This window comes from Bradyrhizobium sp. CCGB20 (genome assembly GCF_024199855.1).
Lineage (GTDB): Bacteria > Pseudomonadota > Alphaproteobacteria > Rhizobiales > Xanthobacteraceae > Bradyrhizobium.
Genome location: NZ_JANADN010000001.1, coordinates 8,778,597 through 8,797,618, shown reverse-complemented (window position 1 = coordinate 8,797,618; position 19,022 = coordinate 8,778,597). Strand labels below are relative to the sequence as shown.

General features: G+C 65.8%; 15 protein-coding genes. 11 read left to right on the top strand and 4 right to left on the bottom strand.

Going from position 1 to position 19,022, the window contains the following annotated elements:
- Positions 1 to 7: 7 nt before the first annotated feature.
- A complete protein-coding gene (locus tag NLM15_RS41485; RefSeq protein WP_254123762.1) occupies positions 8 to 1,420 on the bottom strand; it encodes an FAD-binding oxidoreductase in 1,413 nt (470 codons plus the stop codon).
- A 180-nt stretch (positions 1,421 to 1,600) separates the two neighbouring features.
- On the opposite strand from NLM15_RS41485, the gene NLM15_RS41480 reads away from it, so the two are divergent.
- The 3 genes from NLM15_RS41480 to NLM15_RS41470 all read left to right on the top strand — a co-directional run bounded on the left by NLM15_RS41480 (position 1,601) and on the right by NLM15_RS41470 (position 6,266).
- Complete coding sequence (locus NLM15_RS41480; RefSeq protein WP_254123761.1) at positions 1,601 to 2,485, top strand: dihydrodipicolinate synthase family protein; 885 nt, start codon at positions 1,601 to 1,603, stop codon at positions 2,483 to 2,485.
- A 202-nt stretch (positions 2,486 to 2,687) separates the two neighbouring features.
- Positions 2,688 to 5,021 (top strand): TonB-dependent siderophore receptor, encoded by a 2,334-nt coding sequence (locus NLM15_RS41475; protein ID WP_254123760.1) that lies wholly within the window; start codon positions 2,688 to 2,690, stop codon positions 5,019 to 5,021.
- A 63-nt stretch (positions 5,022 to 5,084) separates the two neighbouring features.
- On the top strand, positions 5,085 to 6,266 hold the full coding sequence (locus NLM15_RS41470; protein WP_254123759.1) for a PepSY domain-containing protein: 1,182 nt from the start codon (positions 5,085 to 5,087) through the stop codon (positions 6,264 to 6,266).
- Between the two features lie 13 nt (positions 6,267 to 6,279).
- On the opposite strand, the gene NLM15_RS41465 is transcribed toward NLM15_RS41470, so the two are convergent.
- Positions 6,280 to 6,948, bottom strand: coding sequence for a hypothetical protein (locus NLM15_RS41465; RefSeq protein WP_254123758.1), 669 nt, complete (start codon positions 6,946 to 6,948; stop codon positions 6,280 to 6,282).
- A 198-nt stretch (positions 6,949 to 7,146) separates the two neighbouring features.
- Between NLM15_RS41465 and NLM15_RS41460 the strand changes: the two genes are divergently transcribed.
- The 5 genes from NLM15_RS41460 to NLM15_RS41440 all read left to right on the top strand — a co-directional run bounded on the left by NLM15_RS41460 (position 7,147) and on the right by NLM15_RS41440 (position 14,093).
- The gene (locus NLM15_RS41460) at positions 7,147 to 8,379 is read left to right on the top strand and encodes a rhodanese-like domain-containing protein (RefSeq protein ID WP_254123757.1); all 1,233 of its coding nucleotides are present in this window, start codon (positions 7,147 to 7,149) and stop codon (positions 8,377 to 8,379) included.
- Positions 8,380 to 8,498: 119 nt separating this feature from the next.
- Positions 8,499 to 9,743, top strand: a complete 1,245-nt coding sequence (gene serA, locus NLM15_RS41455) for a phosphoglycerate dehydrogenase (RefSeq protein ID WP_254123756.1) — start codon at positions 8,499 to 8,501, stop codon at positions 9,741 to 9,743.
- Between the two features lie 109 nt (positions 9,744 to 9,852).
- A complete protein-coding gene (locus tag NLM15_RS41450) occupies positions 9,853 to 10,872 on the top strand; it encodes a patatin-like phospholipase family protein (RefSeq protein ID WP_254123755.1) in 1,020 nt (339 codons plus the stop codon).
- Between the two features lie 3 nt (positions 10,873 to 10,875).
- Positions 10,876 to 12,333: a GntP family permease gene (locus NLM15_RS41445; RefSeq protein WP_254123754.1), complete on the top strand. Its 1,458-nt coding sequence runs from the start codon at positions 10,876 to 10,878 to the stop codon at positions 12,331 to 12,333.
- An 89-nt stretch (positions 12,334 to 12,422) separates the two neighbouring features.
- On the top strand, positions 12,423 to 14,093 hold the full coding sequence (locus tag NLM15_RS41440; RefSeq protein WP_254124703.1) for a tannase/feruloyl esterase family alpha/beta hydrolase: 1,671 nt from the start codon (positions 12,423 to 12,425) through the stop codon (positions 14,091 to 14,093).
- Positions 14,094 to 14,131: 38 nt separating this feature from the next.
- Here NLM15_RS41440 and NLM15_RS41435 read toward each other — a convergent pair whose 3' ends face one another.
- Entirely contained in the window at positions 14,132 to 15,745 is a 1,614-nt protein-coding gene (locus NLM15_RS41435; protein WP_256565556.1) for an MDR family MFS transporter, read from the bottom strand.
- Entirely contained in the window at positions 15,693 to 16,952 is a 1,260-nt protein-coding gene (locus tag NLM15_RS41430) for an HlyD family secretion protein (RefSeq protein WP_254123753.1), read from the bottom strand. The genes NLM15_RS41435 and NLM15_RS41430 overlap by 53 nt, the downstream gene beginning before the upstream one ends.
- A 142-nt stretch (positions 16,953 to 17,094) precedes the next feature.
- Here NLM15_RS41430 and NLM15_RS41425 point away from each other — a divergent pair, with 142 nt between their 5' ends.
- The 3 genes from NLM15_RS41425 to NLM15_RS41415 are packed head-to-tail and all read left to right on the top strand — an operon-like array spanning position 17,095 to position 18,993.
- Positions 17,095 to 17,703 (top strand): TetR/AcrR family transcriptional regulator, encoded by a 609-nt coding sequence (locus NLM15_RS41425; protein ID WP_375166918.1) that lies wholly within the window; start codon positions 17,095 to 17,097, stop codon positions 17,701 to 17,703.
- Between the two features lie 45 nt (positions 17,704 to 17,748).
- Positions 17,749 to 18,210 carry a MarR family winged helix-turn-helix transcriptional regulator gene (locus NLM15_RS41420; protein ID WP_254123751.1) on the top strand — a complete coding sequence of 154 codons (462 nt, stop codon included), beginning with the start codon at positions 17,749 to 17,751 and terminating at the stop codon, positions 18,208 to 18,210.
- Between the two features lie 12 nt (positions 18,211 to 18,222).
- Entirely contained in the window at positions 18,223 to 18,993 is a 771-nt protein-coding gene (locus tag NLM15_RS41415; protein WP_254123750.1) for an enoyl-CoA hydratase, read from the top strand.
- Positions 18,994 to 19,022: the final 29 nt, after the last annotated feature.

Sequence of the window (19,022 nt, the reverse complement as noted above, 5' to 3'; positions counted from 1 at the left end):
GGCTCTCTCAGATCACCTTGCCGGGATTGAGCAGATGATCGGGATCGAGCGCGGCCTTCAGCGTCCGCATCAGCGCGATCTCGGCATCGCTGCGGGCGTGACCCAGCCACTTCTTCTTCAGCGTGCCGATGCCGTGCTCGGCGGAGACGCTGCCGCCCAGCTCGCGCACGAGGCCGTAGATGATCGCGTCCATCTCTTCCTTCGGCTGCTGCTCGACGGAAAGACCGGTGACCCATGAGACGAGATGCAGATTGCCGTCGCCGATATGGCCGTAATAGACGCTCTCGCAGCCCTTGATGCCATCAGCGAGCGCCGCCTTGCAGCGGATGACGAACTCGTCCATCCGCGCCACCGCAAGCCCGATGTCGTAGGAGATGTGCGGCCCCAGCACCTGGCCGAACTCGGCGCAGATGTCGCGCACGCGCCAGAACGCCTGCGTTTGTGCCAGCGATTGCGCCACGGCGGCATCGGCCAGCAGCCCGCGCTCCATCAACTCTTCGAGCCAGTTCTGGAAGCGCGGTGCATCCAGGCTTTCGTCGGTGCCTTGGGCTTCGACGAGCACGTAGAGACCGTGGCCTGCCGCGACTGGAGGCTTCACCCCGGCGCGATTCGTGATCACGTCCCAATAGTCCGGCCACATCACCTCGAATGCCGACAGCAGCGGGCCGAGCCCGCTTCGCGCTGCGTCGAGCAGGGCGATCACCGCGGCATAGTCCTTCAGCGCGCACAGCGCCGCCATGGTCGAGCGCGGCTTCGGGAACAGTTTTAGCACCACGCGAGTGATGATCCCGAGCGTGCCTTCGGAGCCGATGAAGAGATGCTTCAAATCGTAGCCCGCGTTGTTCTTCATCAGCTTGTTGAGGCTGGTGATGATGGTGCCGTCGGGCAGCACCACTTCGAGGCCGAGCACCAGTTCGCGCGTCATGCCGTAGCGGATCACGCGGTTGCCGCCGGCATTGGTCGAGAGGTTGCCGCCGATCGCGCAGGAGCCGCGCGAGCCGAGGTCGAGCGGAAAGAAGAAGCCGGCTTCGTCGGCGGCCTTCTGGATTGCCTCCAGCGGCGTGCCTGATTTCACCGTCATCGTCGCCGACGCACGATCGATCTCCTCGATGCCGGTCATGCGCTCGAGCGAGATCGCGACCCAGCCTGCTTCAGGCGAGGCACCGCGGCACAGCCCGGTCAGGCCGCCTTGCGGCACGAAGGGCAAGCGCGCCTGCCGGCAGGTTGCAATCGCATCGGCAACGCCTTGCGCATCGACCGGCCGGATCACCGCCAGCGGGGTTTGCGGCAGGCTCGCGCTCCAGTCGTTGCAATTGCGCGCGGGCACGTCGGTGCCGATCAGCACCGCGGCTGCGCCGAGCTTGTCGCGCAGCGCGCCGAGCACCTGGTCGGGACGCTCGATGGGGGTCACCATGTTCATGCGAGACCTCCTCAGGATCTGGTTTGCGCCTATGGCGCATGATGATGGCGGAAAGGATTTGCGTCCGTCTTGTATGTAAGGTACAAGAGAAAAAGTAAAGCAAAAACAAGGTCCGACACTGCGCCCTAAGATCCTTCGAGATCAAAGGCTTAGTCCGGGGCCGCAGCAACGGGTGGTGAGATGACGGAGGTAATTCGCGGGTTCTGGGTGGCGTCGGCAACGCCGCTGGCGGCGGACGGCAGCGTGGACTCCGCAAAGCTCGCGGCTCACGCCAGGCAGCTCTTCGGCAAAGGCGTCGACGGCGTCGTGCTGTTCGGCACCACCGGCGAGGGCACCTCGTTCAATGTCACCGAACGTGTCGCGACCATCGAAGCCGTGCTCAAGGCCGGCGTCGCGCCGGAGCGCATCGGCATCGGCGGCGGCTTTCCCGCGATCTCCGACAGCATCGCATTGACGCGCGCTGTGCTCGGCCTCGGACTGCGGCACGTGCTGTATCTGCCGCCCTACTTCGATCGCAGCGTCACCCCTGAAGGTATCGAGGACGCTTTTGCCGCGATCATCGATGGCGTCGCCGACGATCGGCTGCGTGCTTCGCTCTATCACATCCCGCAGGTGTCGGGCGTTGCGATCCCGACGACGGTCGCCGCCAACCTGCGCAAGCGCTACGGCAAGATCGTCGCGGGTCTGAAAGACTCCAGCGGCGACTTCAAGCAGTTCCAGGCCTTCCGTGCCGCAGCTCCCGAGCTCGCCATCACCGTCGGCAACGAAGCCGACATCACCCGCGCGATCGCCGCCGGCGGCGCAGGTACCATCTGCGGCATGGCCAACGTCGTGCCAGAGCTGGTCAAGGGCATGGTCGAGGGCAAGGATGTCGAGGCACGCATGAAAGCCGCGATCGACGTCGTGCTGAACACGCCGTCGTTCCTCGCGACGCTGAAGGCGATCCTGGCGGCCCAGACCGGCGATGCAGGCTGGCTGCGCGTGCGTCCGCCGATCCGCGCCTTGTCCGATGGCGCCGCGCTCAAGCGGAAGCTCGACGAGCTGATCACGCCCGCCATTGCGTGAGATGTGAAAATTCCGTGACACGCTGCCGCGAATTCGCGCGCAGCGTGTTGCGCTCGCCGCGACATCAATCGTTGATTGCCGTTCAGTGCTATTCCGCGCTTAGAACCACTCAACACTAGAGCAATTCAACTCCCCTTACGGTTCTCCTCACGTCCAGCGGCTGTTACAGGCGCACACTTCAATGTTCGTGACTTGAAGTGGAATGAAAGTGCGTGCCTTCGTGGATGGCCAGCGTGTCAGCGGCCATCGTCGTCATCGTGCCGGCAAGAGCCGTGCAGGTCTTCTCATTGGCGCAGCCGTACTGCTCGCCGAATCTCCCTCCAACACGACGACTGCGCAGGCGCAATCGGCGCTACCGCCGGTGACGGTGGATGCGCCGGTGCAGCGGCCGAAGCCGACACGCGCGTCGGGCCAGTCGCAACGCCGTGCGCAGACCATTGCGCGCCAGCGCAACGCCAATCCCGCACCCGCAGCGCCGACGCTCTCGGAGCGCGCCGCCGCTGCGGCCGCCGCGCAGCAAGCCGCCAAGCTCGGCTATCGCGCGATGCCGAGTTCGACCACGCTGCGCAGCGGCGCCTCACCGCTCGACACCTCGCAGACGGTCAACGTCGTGCCTGCGCAGGTGTTGAAGGACCAGCTTCCGCGCAACATCGACGACGCGCTGGTCAACATCAGCGGGATCACCCAGACCAACACGCTCGCCGGTACCCAGGACGCCGTCATCCGCCGCGGCTTCGGCGACAACCGCGACGGCTCGATCATGCGTAACGGCATGCCGCTGGTGCAGGGGCGCAGCCTCAATGCCGCGGTCGACAGCGTCGAGGTGCTGAAGGGGCCAGCCTCGCTGCTCTACGGCATCATGGATCCCGGCGGCATCGTCAACACCATCAGCAAGCGTCCCGAACTCTATCAGCACGGTTCGGTCACGCTGCTCGGCTCGACCTACGCCAACAACCGCAGCGGTGCCGACGGCCTGCTCGACGTCACCGGTCCGATCGGCGACCAGGGCCTGGCCTACCGCTTCATCGGCTACGGTGTCAGCGAGGACTATTGGCGCAATTTTGGCCGGCACCGCGAGATGCTGGTGAATCCCTCGCTTGCCTGGTACGGCGACACCACGACGGTCCAGCTCACCTATGAGCACCGCGAGTTCATCTATCCGTTCGATCGCGGCACGGCCTTCGTCAAAGGCGCTCCGCTGGCGATTCCGAAGACACGCCGGCTCGACGAGCCCTTCAACAACATGTGGGGCACTTCCGACCTCGTGCAGGCCTCGGTCGAGCAGAAGCTGGACGACAATTGGAAGGTCACGGCAGCCTACAGCTATAACACCGAGACCTTCAGCGCCAACCAGCTTCGCATCACCGGCGTCAACGCCACGACCGGTGTCGAGACCCGCAGCAATGACGGCACCCGCAACTCGCTGAGCAACGCCAGCTACGGCACCTCATACCTCCAGGGCGACGTCTGGGTGGGCGGTTTCCGCAACGAGATCCTGTTCGGCGGGGAGGCGCTGTATCGCACGATCGATCGCCACGATTTGATCCGCCAGGCGACCCCGAGCTTCAATTTCTACAACCCCAACTATGGGCTGATCGTGCCGGGCACGACCGTTTCGGCGGTGGACAGCGAGCAGACCGACAAGCTCGGCACCCGCAGCTTCTTCGCCCAGGACACGTTCCATCTGACCAACTGGCTGTCGGTGGTCGGGGGCGTGCGCTGGATGGAGTACGAGCAACTCGCGGGAAAAGGCCGGCCCAACTTCATCACGAACACCAACCTGGCCGGCGACAAGGTGCTGCCGCTCGGCGGCGTCATCTTCAAGCTGAACGATCAGCTCTCCTATTACGTGAGCTACACGCAGTCGCTGAAGCCGACATCGGTCATCGCAGCGTTCACCACCGGCTTTGTCGTCGACTCCACCATTGCGCCCGAAGAGGGAACGCAGTGGGAGACCGGTCTGAAGTTCGACGTCAATAAACGGCTGTCGGGCACCTTGGCGTTCTACGACATCGAGAAGAAGAACGTGCTGGTGCTGGATGATATCGGCGGCGGCAAGTCGGCAGCGCGCACGTCGGGCGCAGCCCGGTCGCGCGGCGTGGAGCTGGATGTGACCGGCAGGCTGAGCGATCAATGGAGCATGATCGGAAGTTACGGCTATACCGACGCACGCCTGATCAACGATCCCGTCGCCGGCAACGCAAAATTGCTGAACGTCGCGATGAACACGGCTTCGCTCTATCTCGTCTATGATTTCGGCGACGCCCTTCCCGGACGCCTGCGGCTCGGCGGCGGCGCGCACTATGTCGGCGACCGGCCGGGCGACGCCGCCAACACGTTCTTCATGCCGGCCTATACCGTCGCGGACATCTTTGCGACCTACGACACGAAGGTCGACAACCTGCCGGTGACCTATCAGTTCAACGTCAAGAACCTGTTCGACAAGCTCTACTATACTTCCACCACCGGCAACGCCTTGAACGTCGCGATCGGTGACGCGCGGCGGGTGTCTCTGTCGGCAACGGTGAAGTTCTAGCGATGGCGGTGCGGTCCACCCACGCCGATCTGCTGATCGTCCCGATCATGATGGTCGGCTTCGATGCGTAGGGCGGGGCACCACATCAAGCGCGTACTATTCGAGGTCCATTCCATTGCGGGCCTCGTGCTTGCGCTGCTGCTTGCCCTGATCGCGCTGACCGGCTCGATCATGAGCTTTGAGGACGAGATCGTCGATCATCTCAACGCCGGCCTGATGCAGGTCGCGCCGCGTCAGACGCCGGCGCTGATGCCGGACGAGCTGGTCGCCCGGCTGAAGGCGACGCAGGACGTCGGCAAGGTTGCGGCCGTGAGATTGTCGAGCGATCCGACGGCGGCGGTGCATGTCCGGTTCGGCCGCGACGAGCAGGGCGGGCGGCCCGCCTCGCTCTATGTCGATCCCTACGACGCAAGCGTGCTGGGCTCGCCGCGGGGCGAGGAATTCTTCGCGACCGTGCGCCGGCTGCATCGCTGGCTGCTGATTCCCGGCGACGCCAAGGGCTGGGGACGTCAGATCACCGGCGTGGCCGCGCTCGGCCTGATCGTCATGCTCATCTCGGGCCTGGTGCTGCGCTGGCCGCGCCGCGCCAGCAGCGTCAAGATGTGGCTGAAACCCAATCTCGGGCTCGGCGGACGCGGCCTGCACCGGTCGCTGCATGCCGTCATCGGCACCTGGGTCCTTCCGGTCTATCTGGTGATGACCCTGACCGGGCTCTGGTACTCGTTCGACTGGTACAAGGATGGCGTGGTCTGGCTGCTATCGCGCCCGCAGGTCGCCGCCGCAAAAATGCAGCCGAAGGCGCCGCGTACGGCTGGCCGTGCGGAGCCGGCTCAGCCGATCGGGTTCGATCAGGCATGGACGACGTTCCAGCGCGAGGAGGGCGGTCGCTTCTCCAGGGCGTTGCTGACGCTGCCGGCCAGCCCGGGCACGGTGATGCGGATCCGGTCGTGGGGCAAGGATTCGACGCTCGACACCACGCGCGACGAATTCCGCGTCGACGCCGTCACCGGTCAGGTGGTCTCTGCGGAACGCTATGCCGACAAGACGTTCGGCGAGAAGATCATCGCCAACGTGCTCGACATCCACCGCGGCGCGTTCCTGGGCTGGCCCGGCAAGCTCGCCTTCATGATCGCCGCGGCGCTGATGCCGCTGTTCGCAGTCACCGGCGTTTTGCTTTATCTGTCGCGCCGCAAGCTGCGGCGCCCGGCGCAGCCGCCGCTCGGGCGGCTCGTTCCGGGCGAGTGAGCGGACAACCGCTTCACTTCGCCAGCATGCGCCGTTCGTCGATGACGACGTCGTTGTTGACAGCGTAGACGAAGCAGCCGCCATCCCGGCCGTTCCGCGCGGGATCGCTGTTGCATTTCGCCAGCGCAGAGGTTTGGGCCTCCTTCAGGCTCGGATCCCCCGCCGAGATGAACAGCTTGCCCCACGGATGGATTGCCATCGCCTTGGGCTCCATGGCCTTGTCGTAGTTCTGCACGTCAGCGCGCTGCCGCGTGATCCGCCGGATGATCGGAATCCCGGACGGGTCGTACTTGCCTGCATGGTGCAGCCGCGGCATGTCCTTCGACGTCAACTCGCCTTCGGCGACGATCTCCTCGTTGACCGCCAGCAGGGCGCAGGGCTTGCCGTATCGGAGCTGACAGGCTTCCAGTGCGCGGTCTCCCGTCACCGAAGCGTCGTCCTGTTCGCAGGTACGGAAGTAGCTTGCGTGGACAAGCTCCACGGCCTGTCCCTTGTTGGGCTTGCAGGCGAGATAGTCCTTGATCAGCGTGTCGCGGACGTAGCCGAACACGGTCGGGGTCGATGCTGCGATGATGGAGGCCATTGCCCGCTCGAATTGGGACTTGCGTTCGGCGTTTGTGAGCGCGGCCATGGCGACACCAGGAAGCGCCAGAAACACCACCAGAAATTTCACGATTCTCATGTTGCGCCCCCCCAAGACGATTCGGAACTCTAGCCTCCTGTGCGCCCTACGACACGATTTTTCTGCAAGGGGCCAGTTTTCTGCAAGGGCCAGGGTTTGCGGCGTTGCCGGGCGGGAGGCCAGGCCCCGATCGGGCTGGTCAACCGGACCGCAATCATTCAAAAACCCTCCCGTTCAAGTCTCCCAAGGTTGCCTGACATGAAGCTCCCGACCGTCACCCCTGCCGACATCCGCCGCGCGCTGCTGCTGCGCGAGGAGATCGCGCTGCTTGATCTCAGATACGAGGCCGGCTTTGCCACGGGCCATCCGCTGTTTGCCGCCAACATGGCCGCGGACCGGATCGCGATCGAGGCCGAGGTGAGGCTGCCGCGCAAGGACGTGGCGATCGTGCTCTATGATGACGGCGAGGGGCTGGTTGCTACGGGTGCCGAGCGGCTGGCGGCGCTCGGCTACACCAACGTCAGCGCGCTCGATGGCGGCCTGAAAGCCTGGCGCGCGGCGGGCTATGAGGTGTTCGAGGACGTCAATTCCTACTCCAAGGCCTTTGGCGAGCTGGTCGAGGCACGCCGCCATACGCCGTCGTTCAGTGCCGACGAGGTGGCAAAACTCATCGCGGACAAGGCCAACATCGCCATCCTCGATGTCCGCCGCTTCGACGAATACGCGACCATGAACATTCCGGGCTCGGTCAGCGTGCCCGGGGCGGAGCTGGTGCTGCGGGCAGGGCAGGCCGCGCCCGATCCTGAAACGACTATCATCGTCAACTGCGCCGGCCGCACGCGCTCGATCATCGGCACCCAGTCGCTGATCAATGCCGGCGTGCCCAACAAGGTGCGGGCGCTGCGCAACGGTACCATCGGCTGGACGCTGGCACGGCACACGCTCAATCACGGCGCCGACCGGCGCGGTGCGATCGGGCCGTTCGAGGGCGGTCCGGCCAATGCACGCGACGTCGCCTATCGCGCCGGCGTTCGCACGATCGGCGCGAGCGAGATGGCTGCGCTTGTCGCGCAGACGGATCGTACGCTCTACCGCTTCGACGTGCGCGATGCGGAGGAATATGCCGCCGGCCATCTGCCGGGCTTCCGCCATTATCCGGGCGGTCAGCTCGTCCAGGAGACCGACATGGCCGCGCCGGTGCGCGGTGCGCGCATCCTCCTGGCCGACGACAAGGGCGTGCGCGCCGACATGACGGCATCCTGGCTCGCGCAGATGGGCTGGGAGGCCTATGTGCTCGAAGGCGGCTATGACGCTGCGCTCGAGATCGGCCCGCCGCGCGTGCTGCCCAAGCCCGACCCTGCCCACCGGTATCGCCGTCCCTATGAAGGCACCGATGTCGCCGAGCGTGCGATGCAGGCCTATCTCGACTGGGAGTATGGCCTGGTCGAGCAGCTCCGCCTTGACGGTACGCACGGGTTTTATGTGATTTGACGGGGCGCTTGCCGTAAACACTCCTGCCCCGCCATCTTCTCCCCATATCCAAACCCTATTGTGCTGCGTCTCCTCCGCGGTCTATGAGCTGCGGCAAAGCTGCTATTTACGGAGATTCCATGTCAGCCCCAGGCCAAAGCCCCGAGCGGAACGCGAAGGCGCTGTTGCTCGAAGGCGTCAATGACAGCGCCGTGGACCTGTTCAGGAGCGCGGGCTTCACCAATGTCGAGCGGCTGACCAAGGCGCTGGACGGCGAGGACCTGCGGCGCGCGCTCAAGGGGGTGTCGCTGCTCGGCATCCGCTCGCGCACCCAGATCACCGACGACGTGCTTGGGGCTGCCGACCAGCTGCTCGCGGTCGGCTGCTTCAGCGTCGGCACCAACCAGGTCGATCTCTTGGCGGCGCGCAAGCGCGGCATTCCCGTGTTCAATGCGCCGTTCTCCAACACGCGCAGCGTCGCCGAGCTCGTGATCGGCGAGATCGTGATGCTGTTGCGGCGGATTTTTCCGCGCTCGGTCTCGGCCCATGACGGCGGCTGGGACAAGTCGGCGACCGGCAGCCGCGAGGTGCGCGGCCGCACTCTTGGCATCATCGGCTACGGCAATATCGGCTCGCAGCTCTCGACGCTGGCCGAAGCCATCGGCATGCGCGTGATCTATTTCGATCGCACCGACAAGCTCCGTCACGGCAACACCGAGCCGGTCGAGAGACTGGAAGATCTGCTGGCGCAGAGCGACGTCGTCAGCCTGCACGTCCCGGAGACGCCGGAGACCGCGGGCATGATCGGCGAGAAGGAGCTGCGGGCGATGAAGCCGGGCTCGTTCCTGATCAACAACAGCCGCGGCACCGTGGTCGATCTCGATGCGCTGGCTGGCGCCTTGCGCGACGGTCATCTCGCGGGAGCGGCCATCGACGTGTTTCCGGTCGAGCCGTCGTCGAACTCCGATCGCTTCAAGAGCCCGGTGCAGGGCCTCGAGAACGTCATCCTCACCCCGCATATCGGCGGCTCGACCGAGGAGGCGCAGGAGCGCATCGGCGGCGAGGTCGCGCGCAAGCTGGTCGACTATTTCATCACGGGGTCGACCATGGGCGCGGTGAATTTCCCGGAGGTGCAACTGCATCTGCGGCCCGCTGGCGCGCGCTTCAGCCACGTCCATCGCAACGTGCCGGGCATGCTGCGGCGCCTGAACGAGGTCTTCCTCCAGCGCGATATCAACATCGTCGCGCAATATCTGGAGACCGCCGGCGACCTCGGCTACGTCGTGCTCGATGCCGACCTCGGCGGCCAGGATTCCGCGGCGCTGCTGCAGCAGATCCGGGCCCTCGAAGGCACGGTCGGCGCACGGCTGGTGTTCGAGCACTAGATGTTCGTCACGTTCCGGTTGCATTGTGCGGCTACGGCTCACTAAACTGCCGTCATCTTCGGCGAGGTACAAATCGCGTCGAATTTGAGTTTCAGTTGCGGAGGCACCGATGGAACGGGACGCCGTACTGATCGATCTTGCGCTTCAGGGCGGCGGTTCGCACGGCGCCTTCACCTGGGGCGTGCTCGACCGCCTGCTCGAGGAGGAGTGGCTCAGCATTGCCGCGATCTCCGGAACCTCCGCAGGCGCGATGAACGCGGCCGTGCTGGCGGACGGGTGGACAGCCGGGGGCGCCGCTGGCGCGCGTGCCGCGCTCGATCAATACTGGCACCGCGTCTCGAAGGCCGCGGCCTTCAGTCCGTTGCAGCGCTCGCCGCTGGATCGGCTGATGGGGCGCTGGACGCTCGACACCTCGCCCGCCTACATCCTGACCGACCTGATGTCGCGGGTGTTGTCCCCCTACGATCTCAATCCAACCGGTTACAATCCGCTGCGCGCGGTGTTGGCCGAAAGTATCGATTTTGCACGCCTTGCGCGCTCGCCGATTCAGCTGTTCGTCACCGCGACGCGGGTGCGCACCGGGCGCGGACGCATCTTCCGCAACGCCGAGATCACGGCCGATGTGCTGCTGGCGTCGGCGTGCCTGCCGACCATGTTTCGCGCGATCGAGATCGACGGCGAGCCCTACTGGGACGGCGGCTTCGCCGGCAACCCGACGATCACGCCGCTCGTGCGCGAGAGCGACGCGCACGACACGATTCTGGTGCAGATCAATCCGACCGAAACGCTCGATGAGCCGCGGACGGCTGCCGAGATCCTCAATCGGCTCAACGAGATTTCCTTCAACTCGCCGCTGATGAAGGAGCTGCGCATGATCGCGCTGCTGCGGCAGGCCGCCGACCCCGGCAGCGGTGAGGGCGCGCGCTGGGCGAAGATGCGGACCCACCGCGTCAAGAGCGACATGCTGGCGAAGTTCGGCGCATCATCCAAGCTCAACGCCGAATGGGAGTTCGTCTCGATGCTGCGCGCCGAAGGGCGCTCGGCGGCGCAAGTGTTTCTCGACGAGCATGGCGACGATATCGGCCGGCGCTCGACCGCCGATCTCGATGTCCTTCTGGCGGAGTGCTGAGGCATGGGTCTTCTCGGCCTGCTCGTCGGGCTCGGCCTGCTCGTTCTGTTCGCCTTCCGCGGCTGGAGTGTCCTGCTGCTTGCGCCGTTCGCCGCACTGGTGGCCGCGCTGTTCGGCGGCGAACCGCTGCTTGCAAATCTGACCCAGGTTTTCATGGTGAACGCGGCAGGATTTTTGGCGCAGTTCTTCCCGATCTTCCTGCTCGGTGCCGTCTTCGGCAAGCTGATGGACGACAGCGGCGCGGTTACCTCGGTCGCGGGCTTCATGGCGCAACGTCTCGGCGAGCGCCGCGTCATTCTGGCCGTCGTGCTCGCTGGTGCGATGGTGACCTATGGCGGCGTCAGCCTGTTCGTCGCGTTCTTCGTCATCGTTCCCATGGCCAGGTCGCTGTTTCGCGCCGCCGCGATCCCGCGCCGGCTGATCCCGGCCGCGATCGTGCTGGGGACCTCGACCTTCACCATGTCGGCTCTACCCGGCACGCCGTCGATCCAGAATGCGATCCCGATGCCGTTCTTCGGCACGACGCCCTTTGCCGCGCCGGGTCTCGGCATTCTTGCCTCCCTCATCATGCTCGGCGCGGGATTGTGGTGGCTGCATCGCGCCGAAGCGAAAGCCCGCCGCACCGGGGAGGGCTATGGTGATGGGGACGCGGAGGATGCGACGGAGCGCGCTGCTGCCGACGAGTTGGTGCGCGAGCGTGCGACGACGGCGCGGGAGTTCGATCCGGCCGAGCTGCAGCACGGACATCGCAGCAGCGCACCGTCGCCGATCGTGAGCTCACTCGTGCCGCTGATCGTCGTCGTGGCCGTCAATCTCCTGATGTCGCTCGTGATTCTGCCGCGGCTCGACGTCGGCTATCTCGCGGAGCCTCGCTTCGGCAACACGTCGCTGGCAGCGGTCGCGGGGGTCTGGTCGGTCGCGGTCGCATTGGCGGCCGCGATCCTCGCGACCATCGTGCTGAACTGGTCCCGGCTGCCGGCGCTACGGCAGACCATGGATGCGGGCGCCAATGCCTCGGTGCTGCCGGCGTTGAGCGTCGCGAGCCTCGTCGGGTTCGGCGCGGTGGTCGCCTCGCTGCCGGCGTTCGCGCTCGTGCGCGACTGGGTGCTCGCGATCGAAGGCGGCCCACTGGTGTCGCTCGCGGTCGCGACCAACATCCTGGCCGCGTTGACGGGGTCGGCTTCGGGCGGCCTGACCATCGCGCTCGACGCGCTCGGCCCGACCTATGTCGAACTCGCCGCGCGCGCCGGCATCGATCTCGGGCTGATGCATCGCGTCGCAGTGATCGGCTCCGGCACGCTGGATATCCTGCCGCACAACGGCGCCGTGGTCAGCCTGCTTGCGATCTGCGGCTTGACGCATCGCGACAGCTATTTCGACATCGTGATGGTCGGCATCGTGTCGTCGCTGCTGGCGCTGGTCATGGTCATCGCGTTGGGCGAGGCGCTGGGATCGTTCTGATCGAAAGCTGGCCTCAGCGATTGACGGAAGGGTGAAGGTTGCATTGAATGCCGCCATCTGTCGAACGCAACACGATCAAGAAGGCCGGGATGGAAACGATGACGGGAAACGGAGCGAAGTTGTATGCGTTGCTCGTGGGGACAGCAGTTGCGCTGAGCGCGAGCGCTGCGTCGGCGGCGACGCTGGCCGGCGATGCGGATACGGTCTGCAAGGGTCTCATCGGCGGCGCCGATGCCGTCAAGATCGATTCCGCGACGTTGCTGGCGCCGTCGCAGATCGCCGTCGCCGAGCGCGGGCCGACACCGTCGGGGCGCATCACGCCGGCCAATCCCGGCTACTGCAAGGTGCTCGGCCATATCGATCCCGTTGACCCCAAGGCGCCGCCGATCAAATTCCAGGTCAACCTTCCGGTCGAATGGAACGGCCGCTCGCTGCAATATGGCGGCGGCGGCTTCAATGGCGTGCTGATCACCGGCCTTGCGCTGCCGCCGGCCTATCCGTTCGACAAGCCGTCGCCGCTGGCGCGCGGCTTCGTCACCTATGGCACGGACTCCGGTCATGAATCCAAACCGGGCGAGCCGCCGCAGCTTTTCGCGCTCAATGATGAGGCGTTCGAGAATTTCGCCCATCGCGCCTACAAGAGGGTGCGCGATGCTGCCGTCACGCTGATGGAACGCGCCTACGGCAAGAAGCCGGAAAAAATGTACTTCATGGGCTCGTCAGAAGGCGGCCGCGAAGGCCTCACCATGGCGCAGCGCTATCCCGATGATTTCGACGGCATCTTCGCGCGCGTGCCCGTGATCAACTGGGTCGGCCTGCAGCATTCCGGCACGCGCTCGGGGCTCGCGACCATGGGCGAGGGCTGGATCAACCCGGCGCAGGTGAAGCTCGTAGCCGACGCCGTGCGGCAGGCTTGCGACAAGGCCGATGGCTCCGACGACGCGCTGGTGCAGGATCCCGTGGCCTGCAAGGCGGCGTTCAAGGTCGAGACGCTGCGCTGTGCGGCTGGCCAGAGCGGCGATCAGTGCCTCACCGAGGCGCAGATCAAGGCCGTCAACACGCTGCATGGGACTTTCAAATTCCCGTTCGCGCTCGCCAACGGTCTCGATGATTATCCGGGCTGGGGCGTCTCGGGTGAGGACACGCCGGCGATCGGCCCGACCGGCGGCTGGGTCGCGTGGTGGCTCGGCACGGCGCCGCCGGCACAGCCGCCTGCGCCCAACAACGGCATCGCCTGGATCTACGGCGCCGGCGGCATTCAATATGTGTTCGCGCGTGATCCGAAACTCGATGTCACCACCTACAAGGCGGAGGAGCACAAGGCGCGGCTGCTCGAAGTCTCGAAGCTGATGGATTCAACCGATCCCGACCTCAGCCGCTTCCGCGCCCGCGGCGGCCGGCTGATCATGCTCGAGCACATGGCGGACTACGCGCAGAGCCCCTATGCCGGCATCCGCTATTTCGAGAGCGTCGAGCGCAAGCTCGGCAAGGCCGAGACCGCGGAGTTCGCGCGGCTCTACACCGCGCCCGGTGTCGACCATGTCGGCTCCGGCGCGCCGGCCAATGTCGACATGCTGAGTGCGCTGGTCGACTGGGTCGAGAACGGCAAGTCGCCCGGCGACCTCGAGGTCACCGAGCAGAAGGTGGAGGCGCCGTCGTTTGCGGTGTTGCGCGCGATGCCGCTGTGCCGCTGGCCATCCTGGCCGCATTACAAGACGGGGCCGGTGACTGAGGCCGCAAGCTTTACCTGCGCGCCGTGAGTTCTTACCTCGTCCCGCTTGCGGGAGAGGGAGAGTAACTAATGCGCCGGCCCGCCGGCCGCCTTCACCCGCCTTGTCAACAGCACCGCGATCGCGGCGATCACCAGCACGGCGCCGATCACGGCAAAGGCGTCGGAATAGCCCATCACTAGCGCCTGGCGTTTCACCGTCTTGCCGAGCGCGATGATGGCCTGCTCGCGCGCGGCGTGGGGGTCGGGCACGCCGTGGGCCATGAAGTAGTTTGTCATCTGCGCGATGCGGGCGCGGACCTCCTCGCGGCCGAGCGTGACTGACTGGCCGATGATGTTGGAGTGGAATTGCTCCCGCTTGGTGATGATCGTGGCGAGCGTTGCCGTGCCGATTGCGCCGCCGAGATTGCGGAACATGTTGCTGATGCCGGACGCCGCGGCGGCGTCCTGCGGCGCGATGCCGCCCGTCAGCACCGAGGTCAGCGGCGTCAGCACCATGGCCTGGCCCACGGCGCGCACGATGTTCGGAATCCAGAGTTGGTCGCCGGCATAGTCCGGCGACATCGCCGTGTTCATGAAGCAGCTGTAAGCGAAGATCAGAAGGCCGGTGATCGCGATGTAGCGGGTGTCGAAGCGCTGCATCAGTTTCGGGATCAGCGGGATCAGCACCAGCTGCGGCAGGCCGGTCCAGGCCAGCACGTTGCCGATCTGCTCGGCATTGTAGCCCTGCGCCTGGCCGAGATAGGCCGGCAGGATATAGACCGAGCCAAACAGCGCGAAGCCGACCATGGTCATGGCGATGGTGCCGAAGCCGAAATTGCGCTGCGTCAGCAGACGCAGCCGGATCAGCGGCTTCTCGATCGAGAGTTCGATCGTGACGAACAGCGTGAGACTGACGGCCGCGATGACGGCGAGCTTGACGATGAACGGCGAGGAGAACCAGTCGTCCTTGTTGCCTTCCTCGAGCACGGCTTGCAGCGCGGACAGCCCGATCGCCATGGTGACAATGCCGGCCCAGTCGCCTTCCTTCAACAAGCCAAGCTGCATCTTCTGCCGCTCCAGCGTCAGATAGAGCGCGGCCACCATCACCGCGGTCGGAATGACGTTGACGAAGAAGATGGTGCGCCAGCCGTAGTTTTCCGTGAGATAGCCGCCGATGGTCGGGCCGATCGCGGGGGCAAAGGTGACGGACAGCGCGAAGATCGCGAGCCCCACCGGTTGCTGCGGCTTCGGCAGCTTGGTCAGCACCAGCGTGAACGCCATCGGGATCAGCACGCCACCGGCAAAGCCTTGCAGGCCGCGCATCGCGATCATCGAGGGCAGGTCATGCGTGAAGGCGCAGGCGACCGAGAACGCCGCGAACAGCGTCGCGCTCGCCAGCATGTAGCGGCGGAACGAGAACACGCGGCTGAGGTAATCGGTCAGCGGGATCACGATGATCTCGCCGATCAGATACGACGTCGAGATCCAGGAGCCGTTGTCGGCACCGGTGCCGATGCCACCCTCGATGTTGGCCAGCGACGCGTTGGTGATCTGGATGTTCAGGATCGCCATGAACGAGCCGATCATGGCGGCGAGCACGGCAATCCAGACCGCGGCGCTGGCCCTGTTGGGGTCCGCGGCGGCGCGATCAGACGTCGCGGCCGGTGTTGCGTGCGTCGAAAGTGAGAGGCTGTTTGACATGGCACGACCCTCCGGAAACGAGCTTTGCCTTGGGCTTTGCATGGGGTGCGTCGGTCGCATTCGCGGTCAGCGCGGTCGAACGTGTGGCAATGGTCGGGATCACGGACATGCCGGGTCGCAGCGCGATTGCGGGTCCATGCGCGGCGTCGAGCGCGATCTTGACCGGGATGCGCTGCACCACCTTGGTGAAATTGCCGGTGGCATTATCCGGCGGCAGCAGCGCGAACTCCTGGCCGCTGGCCGGCGCGATGGAATCGACGTGGCCGTGAACCACCTGGCCCGGGAAGGTGTCGACCTCGATATCGACGGTCTGGCCCGGCTGCACGTGGGTGAGCTGCGTCTCCTTGAAATTGGCGACGACATAGGCGCCGTCAGTCGGCACGATCGCCATCAGCTGAGTGCCGGCCTGCACGAACTGTCCGATACGCAAGGAGCGGTTGCCGACCACGCCGTCGATCGGGGAGACGATCGTGGTGTAGCCGAGATTGAGCTCGGCCTGACGCTGGAGTGCGGCCGCGCGCGCGGCGGCGGCCCTGGCCTGCAAGATCTCGGCCTTCAAGAGGTCGATCTGCTTCAACGCAGAGGCGAGGTTGGCGTTGTCGCGCGCGATTGCGGCGTCGGCGCCGGCGTTGCGCGCCTGCGCCTGCTGCGCATTCTGCACGCTGCCGTAGCCCGTCGCGGCGAGGTCGGTGTAGCGCTTGTTTTCCTGGCTTGCGAAGGTCTTCGCGGCGGTGTCGACGTCGATGGTCGCCTTTGCGGCCGCGATCACCGCCTGCTGAACCTCGAGCTGCGCTTCCTTGCTCGTCACCGTCGCATTCGCGGCGGCGACGTCGGCCCTGGCCTGGTCGAGCGCGACGCGGAAGTCGCGATCGTCGATCCTGGCCAGCACCTGGCCGGTCTTCACATGCTCGTTATCGCCGACCATGACGCGGTCGAGATAGCCGCTGACCTTCGGCGCGATCGTCGTGTTGTCGGCCTTCACATAGGCGTCATCGGTGGAGACGAGGTACTGCCCGACAGTCCAGTAGTCGTAGCCGTACCAGCTTGTCCCGACCAGCGCTACGAGCGCCGCACCCATCAGCAATAGCTTGCGAAGGTTGAGCTTTTGCCGGCGGACGCCGGTCGGCGCGGCGGGCAGGACGCCCTCCAGCGCGGTCGCGGGAATGGCGGTTTGGGTGGCAGCAGATGGGGCGGTGTGGACGGTCATGGCCGGCTCCCCTGAATTAGGAAACTTGATAATTTCCAAAATGAGACTAGCTTTGGAATTGTCAATGGAATGACAGGCGTCATTTAAAAGCATGGCTCAGGCAAAACCATCAGGCGAATGCCGTCCCCGCGGGCGGCCCCAATTGCGCAGCGATGAGGAGACGAAGCAGATCGTCCTCGACACCGCGCGCCACGCCTTCGCGGTCGACGGCTACGCCGCGACCAGCACGGAAGAGCTCGCGCGCCGTGCCGGCATCTCGACGAAGACGCTCTATCGTCTCTTTCCCGGCAAGGCCGCGCTGTTCGAGGCGATGTGCGCCGACCGGCTCGAACGGCTGCTGTCCGCCGTCGATCTCCAGGCCAGCGACGCGGTCGACATCGAAACGGGCCTGCGCGCCGCGCTGATGGCCTGCGCCGATCTTGCGCTCGATCCCGAAGTCGTGGCGCTCCAGCGCATGGTGCTGCAGGAATCGGCTGCGTTCCCCGAGCTCGCCGCCAACTTCTACAACAACGGCATTTCCCGCACCGCCAGGGCGCTCGCCGGTTGGCTGCGCGTCCAGGTCAAGCGCAAGCGCATCGCCATCGACGATGCGGAGGAAGTCGCCGGCATGCTGATCGGCATGGTCGCTTCGGCGCCGCAGCGTGCGGCGATCTATGGCGGCATGCCGCTGCCGTCACGCAAGCAGATCGAGCGCCGGGTGCAGACCTGTGCGGCCCTGTTCCTCGACGGCTGCCGCGCCAAATCGCCCTAGCGGCTATCCTTTGACAATCCCGTTTGGCCCGGCTATCTACTTCGCATGCGAAATAATTCGACCGCAGCGAGGCATCACCGGCTGATCTACCTGCTGAGCGTTGCGCAGCGGCGATTGCAGCGCTGGATGGCGGCGCAGCCCGCGAGCGAGGTGACGCCCGCGCAGGCGGGGCTGCTGTTCATCCTCGGCAAGCAGGACGGCGTCCTGATGGGCGAGGCGGGCGCGGCGCTCGACATGGGGCCGGCCGGCATCTCGGGGCTCGTCGATCGCAGTGCTGCGGCGAGGCTGGTCGAGCGGCGGGCCGATCGCGAGGATGGTCGGGCCTGGCGCGTGTGGCTGACGCCGAAGGGGCGCACCGCGCTGGCGCAGGCGAAGACCGATGCGGCGCAAATCAACGCGGCGTTGACGGAGGGATTTACCAGCGCGGAGATCGACATCGTCGCGCGCTGGCTGACCAGCATTCAGGACAAGTTTCCAAGAGATTTTTCAAGAGACCCAGAGGACTAAGAGGAGAGACCCATGACCGAGCACGTCCGAATCGAGAACAACGGCGGAATTCTCACGCTGACCCTGGCGCGCCCCGACAAGAAGAACGCGCTGACGGATGCGATGTACGGCAAGCTCGCCGACACCATCGAATCCGCCGAGTTCGATCCGTCCGCCCGCGTGGTCCTGATCCGCGGCGAGGGTGACATGTTCACCGCCGGCAACGATGTCGGCGAATTCGCTGCCGTCGCAGCCGGCAAGTCCGAGGGAAGCCGCAACGTCGTGCGCTTCATCCAGTCGCTGGCGCGCTGCACCCGGCCGCTGGTCGCGGCCGTGCAGGGTCGCGCCGTCGGCGTCGGCACCACGATGCTGCTGCATTGCGACCTCGTCGTGCTCGCCGACAATGCACAATTGTCGACACCCTTCGTCAGTCTCGCGCTGGTGCCGGAGGCCGCCTCCAGCCTGCTGATGCCGGCGCGCATCGGCTATGCCCGCGCCTACGAGATGTTCGCGCTGGGTGAGACCGTACCGGCCAAGTCCGCGCTGGAATGGGGCCTTGCCAACCGTGTGGTGCCGCTCGACAGGCTCGATGCCGAAGCGCTCGCGCTGGCCCAGCGGCTTGCCCGCCAGCCGGCCGGCGCGCTCACCGCCACCAAGAAACTGATGCGCAATGGCGAGGCGCTGGTCGCCCAGATGCAGGCCGAAGGTGAGCAGTTCGGACAGCGCCTGCGCACCGCCGAGGCGCGCGAAGCGTTCACGGCGTTTGCGGAACGCCGTCCGCCCGATTTCACCAAGGTTGCCTGATTTCGCTAGCGGAAAGCTTGGGCAGGCCG